The organism is Massilia sp. NBRC 108631, assembly GCF_059704565.1.
On record NZ_BAAKJE010000163.1, the window covers coordinates 1 to 4,318 of the forward strand.

The 4,318-nt window shown below is 66.9% G+C and carries 4 protein-coding genes; all 4 read left to right on the top strand.

What is annotated here, in order from left to right; all coding sequences use genetic code 11:
* Positions 1-1,221 (top strand): amidohydrolase family protein (locus tag AC6H42_RS17145; protein ID WP_497548562.1); only part of this gene is annotated, 1,221 nt, incomplete at its 5' end.
* Positions 1,222-1,291: 70 nt separating this feature from the next.
* Entirely contained in the window at positions 1,292-1,807 is a 516-nt protein-coding gene (locus tag AC6H42_RS17150) for a GNAT family N-acetyltransferase (protein WP_057155019.1), read from the top strand.
* A gap of 17 nt (positions 1,808-1,824) precedes the next feature.
* Positions 1,825-2,340 (top strand): GNAT family N-acetyltransferase, encoded by a 516-nt coding sequence (locus AC6H42_RS17155; RefSeq protein WP_057155020.1) that lies wholly within the window; start codon positions 1,825-1,827, stop codon positions 2,338-2,340.
* A gap of 113 nt (positions 2,341-2,453) precedes the next feature.
* Positions 2,454-4,076, top strand: coding sequence for a methyl-accepting chemotaxis protein (locus tag AC6H42_RS17160; RefSeq protein WP_057155021.1), 1,623 nt, complete (start codon positions 2,454-2,456; stop codon positions 4,074-4,076).
* The last annotated feature ends 242 nt before the right edge of the window (positions 4,077-4,318 follow it).

A 4,318-nucleotide genomic window follows, 5' to 3' on the forward strand; every position in this document is an offset into this window, starting at 1 on the left:
GACCTGGCCATCGCCGGCGGCAAGATCGCCGCTGTCGGCCCGGCCCTGCCGGTGCGCGGCGCGCAGGAAATCGACGCCGCCGGCGACCTGGTGTCGCCGCCCTTCGTCGACGCCCACTTCCACATGGACGCCACGCTCAGCTACGGCTTGCCGCGTGTGAACCAGTCCGGCACGCTGCTCGAAGGCATCGCGTTGTGGGGCGAGCTGAAGCCGCAGCTGACCCAGGAAGCCCTGGTCGAGCGCGCCATGCGCTATGGCGACTGGGCCGTGGCGCGCGGCCTGCTGGCCATCCGCACCCACGTGGACGTGTGCGACGACCGGCTGCTGGCGGTGGAGGCGCTGCTGGAAGTGAAGCGCCGCGTGGCGCCCTACCTGGACATGCAGCTGGTGGCCTTCCCGCAGGACGGCGTGCTGCGCAGCCCGACGGCGCTGGCCAACCTGAAACGTGCCATCGGCATGGGCGTGGAGGTGGTGGGCGGCATCCCGCACTTCGAGCGCACCATGGCCGACGGCGCCGAGTCGGTGCGCATCCTGTGCGAGTTCGCCGCCGAGCAGGGCTTGCGGGTGGACATGCATTGCGACGAATCGGACGACCCGCTGTCGCGCCACATCGAAACCCTGGCCTGCCACAGCCACCGCCTCGGCCTGCACGGCCGGGTGGCCGGCTCGCACCTGACTTCCATGCATTCGATGGACAACTATTACGTGAGCAAGCTGCTGCCGCTGATGAAGGAAGCGGGCGTGGCGGCCATCGCCAATCCCCTCATCAACATCACCTTGCAGGGCCGCCACGACAGCTACCCCAAGCGGCGCGGCATGACGCGCGTGCCCGAGCTGATGGCGGCCGGCATCGACGTCGCCTTCGGCCACGACTGCGTGATGGACCCCTGGTACAGCCTGGGGTCGGGCGACATGCTGGAAGTGGCCCACATGGGCTTGCACGTGGCGCAAATGACGGGCCAGGACGCGATGCGGGCCTGCTACGCCGCCGTCACCGAGACGCCGGCCCGCATACTGGGACTGGACGGCTACGGCCTGGCGCCCGGCTGCCATGCCGACCTGGTGCTGCTGGACGCGGCCAGCCCGGTGGAAGCGATCCGCCTGCGCGCGGCGCGCCGGATGGTGATGCGGCGCGGAAAAATCGTCAGCGAATCGCCGCGCGCCGTGGCCCGGCTGAACCTGCCGGGGCGCCCGGAGCAAGCCGATTTCCGGTTGCGATGACTGCTCCATGATTGCGCCGGCAGCGAAAATGCATGACAATCATGCATCAAAATAGTGAGCTGGGGGCGTGTTGAAAGAGATAGACATCCGTCCGATTGCGGAAGCCGATTTCGATGCCGTGTGGCGCATCTTCCAGGATATCCTCGCCACCGGCGAGCAATATCCGTTCGACGACGCCAGCCGTGAAGCGTGCCGCGCCTACTGGTACGGTACCGGCGTGAAAACCTGGGTGGCCGTGCTGAACGGCGAGCGCCTGCTCGGCATGTACCGCCTGGTGCCCAACCAGGCCGACCGCGGCTCGCACGTGGCCAGCGCGTCCTACATGGTCGGCCCGGCGGCGCAGGGCGTGGGCGTGGGCAAGCTGCTGGGCCGGCACAGCCTGGAACAGGCGCGCCGGGACGGCTTCCTGGCCATGCAGTTCAACTACGTGGTCAGCACCAACGTGGCCGCCGTGGTGTTGTGGAAGCAGCTCGGCTTCGCCATCGTCGGCACCCTGCCCAAGGCCTACCGCCATCAAAAACTCGGCTACGTGGACGTGTACGTCATGTACCGCCTGCTGGACGATCCGAACAACTGGCCCCTGTAAGCCACGCCGCGCACCTCATGCTGATTATCGAAACCGACCGCCTGCAACTGCGCACCGTCAGCCCGGACGATGCCCCTTTCTACCTGGAACTGGTCAACGAGCCATCCTGGATACGCTTCATCGGCGATCGCGGCATCCGCACGCTGGACGCGGCGCGCGCCGCCATCCTGGACGGCCCGGTGGCCATGTACGAGCGCCTGGGCTATTCGCTGTACCTGGTGCAGCGCCGCAGCGACGGCGTGCCGATGGGCATGTGCGGCCTGATCAAGCGCGATGTGTTGCCCGATACCGACATCGGCTACGCCATCTCGCCGCGCTACTGGGGACACGGCTACGCCTATGAGGCCGCCGCCGCCGTGGTGGCGCACGCACGCGGCGCGCTGGCCCTGCCGCGCCTGATGGCCATCACCTCGCCCGACAACGCGGCCTCCATCCAGCTGCTGGGCAAGCTGGGCATGCAATTCATCCGGCGCACCAAGCTCGATGGCTGGAACGAAGACAGCAACGTCTACCGGCTGGAGTTCCCCGCGTAGGAGTCGCTAGCAATCGCTTAGTGATTTCCCCTTGGCTTTTTCCGTGCGGAAGCACATGATGGAATGGCATGGCGCAGACCGTGCATCGTGTTGTATTTCCAAGGGGAATCATCATGAAATTCTCGGACCTCAAGATCGGAGTGCGGCTGGGCTTGCTCAGCGGCTTCTTCTTCGCGGCACTGCTGGTGGTCGGCTATGTCGGCTGGGACGCGCTCAATTTCATCAAGGAACGTAACGCCGAAGGCATGCAGCGTTCCGTGACGCTGACCGAAGCGGTGGACACGGCGCGCAGTTCGCAGGTCGAGTTCAAGATCCAGGTCCAGGAATGGAAGAACATTCTGCTGCGCGGCAACGACCCCGAAAATCTCCAGCGTTACAGCGCCGCCTTCGTCAAGACCGGCCAGCAGGTGCAGCGCGAGTTGCGCAAGCTGGACGGTGTGCTGGGCAAGCTGCAGGTGGCCACGCCGCTGGTGGGCGAGGCGATCAAGATGCATGAAGAGCTGGGCGTGAATTATCTGGCCGCGCTCAAGCAGTACGACCCGGCCAATCCGGACAGCGCCAAGCTGGTCGACGGGCTCGTGAAAGGCATGGACCGCGCGCCCACCAGGAAGATCGACGACATCGTGGTATTCATCGGCGAGCAGTCGCGCCGGCTGGCCGCCGACATGGCAGTGGACAACCAGGCCGCCCACCGCAGCGCCAGCATTTCGCTGCTGGTGATGTTGCTGGCCACGCTGGCGCTGGGCAGCGCGCTCGTGACGTGGCTGATACGCGGCATCACCCGGCCGCTGAAGCAGGCCATCGGGATTGCCAAGACGGTGGCGGCGGGCGACTTGCGCAGCAATATGGACGGGGCGGACGTGATGCGCCGCGACGAAGTGGGCGAACTGCTGGCTGCGCTCCGGCAAATGAGCGGCAACCTGGCCAGCATCGTCGGCCGGGTGCGCGCCGGCACCGACACCATCGCCACCGCCAGCGCGGAAATTGCCACCGGCAATATGGACTTGTCCGCGCGCACCGAGCAGCAGGCCAGTTCGCTGGAGGAGACCGCGTCTTCCATGATCGAACTGACCAGCACGGTGCGGCAAAACAATGAGAACGCCGGCCAGGCGCGCGCGCTGGCGCACACCGCGTCGCAGGTGGCGGTGCGCGGCGGCGCCACGGTGTCCGAGGTGGTGGCCACGATGGGCGCGATCAACGAATCGTCGCGCAAGATCGTCGACATAATCGGCGTGATAGACGGCATCGCGTTCCAGACCAATATTTTGGCGCTGAACGCGGCGGTGGAAGCGGCGCGGGCCGGCGAGCAGGGGCGCGGTTTTGCGGTGGTGGCCAGCGAAGTGCGCAACCTGGCGCAGCGGTCGGCGGCGGCGGCGAGGGAAATCAAGGAATTGATCGGCACCTCGGTCGAGCGGGTGGAAGCGGGCAGCAGGCTGGTGGGGCAGGCGGGGGTGACGATGGCCGAAGTGGTGGCCAGCGTGGAGCGGGTCAACGCCATCATTGGCGAGATCGCCCTGGCCAGCGGCGAGCAGCGCGACGGCATCGAGCAGATCAGCATCGCCATCAGCCAGATGGACAGCGTCACGCAGCAGAACGCCGCGCTGGTCGAGCAGGCCGCCGCCGCGGCCGACTCCCTGCAGCAGCAAGCGCAAAGCCTCACCGAAGCGGTCAGCATCTTCAGGCTGCACGAACGTCCCGCCCCCACCCCGCCAGCCCTGCGCATCCTCCACGGCTAGCCCCCTCTTCAGACCAGCCTGAGCCGCATTACCCCTATTCGGGGTCAGACCCCGAAATAGAGGTAATGCGGCTCAGGCCGCTAGTAGGAGGGAGCGAAGCGGATTAGGGGAATTCCGACGAGGACGCTTCAGCAATCCGCGTTGTCGCGCCAGGCACCACCTCCGCGACCGGCCGTGAAAGCCGGCGCCCTTGTCTCAGCCGGCCTGAGCCGCATCGGCCCCAATTCGGGGTCAGACCCCGA

Excerpts from the sequence above, each read along its gene's own strand:
- AC6H42_RS17160 (WP_057155021.1), top strand. The coding sequence starts at position 2,454 with ATGAAATTCTCGGACCTCAAGATCGGAGTGCGGCTGGGCTTGCTCAGC.
- AC6H42_RS17155 (WP_057155020.1), top strand. The coding sequence starts at position 1,825 with ATGCTGATTATCGAAACCGACCGCCTGCAACTGCGCACCGTCAGCCCG.